Annotated in this window: 1 rRNA gene; it reads right to left on the bottom strand. The window is 55.6% G+C overall.

The annotated features are described in order from the left end of the window. Positions 1–82: 82 nt before the first annotated feature. A 23S ribosomal RNA gene (locus LIV55_RS16780) occupies positions 83–3,192 on the bottom strand. Between the last annotated feature and the right edge of the window lie 174 nt (positions 3,193–3,366).

Below are 3,366 nucleotides of genomic sequence, written 5' to 3'. Positions count from 1 at the left end.
TTGTTTCCCGACCGTATCTCGGGAACTGGACAGTGGACGCGAAGACTTCTTCTTTTACACCCACCCACGAGGGGTGGGGGTGTGTATCAAGTTATCGGCTTATTAGTACCAGTCAGCTCCATGCATTGCTGCACTTCCACATCTGGCCTATCAACCCAGTAGTCTACTGGGAGCCTCTCAGAGCTTGCGCTCCATGGAAACCTCATCTTGAGACGTGCTTCCCGCTTAGATGCTTTCAGCGGTTATCACTTCCGAACGTAGCCAATCAGCGGTGCCCTTGGCAGGACAACTGACACACCAGTGGTTCGTCCAACCCGGTCCTCTCGTACTAGGGTCAGCCTCTCTCAAGTTTCCTACGCGCACAGAGGATAGGGACCGAACTGTCTCACGACGTTCTAAACCCAGCTCGCGTGCCGCTTTAATGGGCGAACAGCCCAACCCTTGGGAGCAACTCCACCCCCAGGATGCGACGAGCCGACATCGAGGTGCCAAACCATCCCGTCGATATGGACTCTTGGGGAAGATCAGCCTGTTATCCCCGGGGTACCTTTTATCCGTTGAGCGACGGCGCTTCCACAAGCCACCGTCGGGTCACTAGTTCCGACTTTCGTCCCTGCTCGACATGTCTGTCTCGCAGTCAAGCTCCCTTGTGTACTTACACTCGAAACCTGATTGCCAACCAGGCTGAGGGAACCTTTGAGCGCCTCCGTTACATTTTAGGAGGCAACCGCCCCAGTTAAACTACCCACCAGGCAATGTCCCTGATCCGGATCACGGACCGAGGTTAGACAACCAGAACGACCAGAGTGGTATTTCAACGATGACTCCACACACACTGGCGTGCATGCTTCACAGTCTCCCACCTATCCTACACAAGCCGTCCCGATCACCAATACCAAGCTATAGTGAAGGTCCCGGGGTCTTTCCGTCCTTCTGCGCGTAACGAGCATCTTTACTCGTAGTGCAATTTCGCCGAGTTCGCGGTTGAGACAGTGGAGAAGTCGTTACGCCATTCGTGCAGGTCGGAACTTACCCGACAAGGAATTTCGCTACCTTAGGATGGTTATAGTTACCACCGCCGTTTACTGGGGCTTAAATTCTCAGCTTCGCCACACAAGGTGACTAACCGGTCCTCTTAACCTTCCAGCACCGGGCAGGCGTCAGTCCGTATACATCGTCTTGCGACTTCGCACGGACCTGTGTTTTTAGTAAACAGTCGCTTCTCCCTGGTCTCTGCGGCCCATCATCCTAGTCCGAAAGGACTTCAGAATCCGGGCCCCCCTTCTCCCGAAGTTACGGGGGCATTTTGCCGAATTCCTTAACCACGATTCACTCGATCGCCTTAGTATTCTCTACTTATCCACCTGAGTCGGTTTGGGGTACGGGCGGCTAGAACCTCGCTAGAGGATTTTCTTGGCAGCATAGGATCACCCTGCTTCCCGCTGATGCGGTCACTATCAGGTCTCAGGATATGTGTCAGACGGATTTGCCTACCTGACTCCCTACACCCTTGGACGTGGACAACCATCGCCACGCGGAGGCTACCTTCCTGCGTCTCCCCATCGCTTGACTACTACTAGATCGGGTCGAGCGTTCCACTCACCGATGGCAACCGAAGTCGCCGGTGGTGAGCTTCAGGCTCTTAGCATCACTAGATTCATCAGGGGCGGTTCTTCGCCGGTTCCGGAATATCAACCGGATGTCCATCGACTACGCCTGTCGGCCTCGCCTTAGGTCCCGACTTACCCAGGGCAGATTAGCTTGACCCTGGAACCCTTGGATATTCGGCGGACGGGTTTCTCACCCGTCTTTCGCTACTCATGCCTGCATTCTCACTCGTGTGGCATCCACGGCTGGTTCACACCGCCGCTTCACTCGCCACACGACGCTCCCCTACCCATCAACACGCTTGGACCACAAGTGGCCAGGCAGTGTGTCAATGCCACAGCTTCGGTGGTGTGCTTGAGCCCCGCTACATTGTCGGCGCGGAATCACTTGACCAGTGAGCTATTACGCACTCTTTAAAGGGTGGCTGCTTCTAAGCCAACCTCCTGGTTGTCAATGCAACTCCACATCCTTTCCCACTTAGCACACGCTTAGGGACCTTAGCTGGTGATCTGGGCTGTTTCCCTCTCGACTACGGAGCTTATCCCCCGCAGTCTCACTGCCACGCTCTCACTTACCGGCATTCGGAGTTTGGCTAACGTCAGTAACCTGGTGAGGCCCATTAGCTATCCAGTAGCTCTACCTCCGGTAAGAAACACGTGACGCTGCACCTAAATGCATTTCGGGGAGAACCAGCTATCACGGAGTTTGATTGGCCTTTCACCCCTACCCACAGCTCATCCCCTCAGTTTTCAACCTAAGTGGGTTCGGTCCTCCACGACGTCTTACCGTCGCTTCAACCTGGCCATGGGTAGATCACTCCGCTTCGGGTCTAGACCCAGCGACTCAATCGCCCTATTCGGACTCGCTTTCGCTACGGCTTCCCCACACGGGTTAACCTTGCCACTGAGCACTAACTCGCAGGCTCATTCTTCAAAAGGCACGCTGTCACCCCACAAGGAGGCTCCAACGGATTGTAGGCACACGGTTTCAGGATCTATTTCACTCCCCTCCCGGGGTACTTTTCACCTTTCCCTCACGGTACTTGTCCGCTATCGGTCACCAGGGAATATTTAGGCTTAGCGGGTGGTCCCGCCAGATTCACACGGGATTTCTCGGGCCCCGTGCTACTTGGGATATCTCTCTGAAGTGCGCATCATTTCGTCTACGGGGGTAGCACCCTCTGTGCCGGGCCGTTCAAGACCCTTCGACTATGACACGCGTTTTTGACTCCATGCCAGGATGTCAGTCCTGACCAAGAGATCCCACAACCCCGTACCTGCAACGCCTGACAGCTATCACACAGATACGGTTTGGCCTGATCCGCTTTCGCTCGCCACTACTCACGGAATCGCGGTTGCTTTCTCTTCCTGTGGGTACTGAGATGTTTCACTTCCCCACGTTCCCTCTACCCAGCCTATGTGTTCAGCTGGGAGTGACTGGACTTGCCTCCAGCCGGGTTTCCCCATTCGGAAATCCTCGGATCACAGTCTGGTTATCGACTCCCCGAGGCTTATCGCAGATTCCTACGTCCTTCTTCGGTTCCTGGTGCCAAGGCATCCACCGTGCGCCCTTAAAAACTTGAGCCACAAAGATGCTCGCGTCCACTGTTCAGTTCTCAACATACGGTCGGCACCAACCACACTCTGGGCGCCTACCACGCTAGTAACAGCGTGGCGGTTCGTCCCACATGGCCGGCCCGCACCACAACCCCCACAACCGTGGGGGCCGATGGCCTCGAGGCGCTCGCGTCACCACCCG

The sequence above is a fragment of the Janibacter melonis genome (assembly GCF_020567375.1).
GTDB lineage: Bacteria > Actinomycetota > Actinomycetes > Actinomycetales > Dermatophilaceae > Marihabitans > Marihabitans melonis.
The sequence above is the reverse complement of the archived record's forward strand: the minus strand, read 5'-3'. Positions and strand labels throughout refer to the sequence as shown.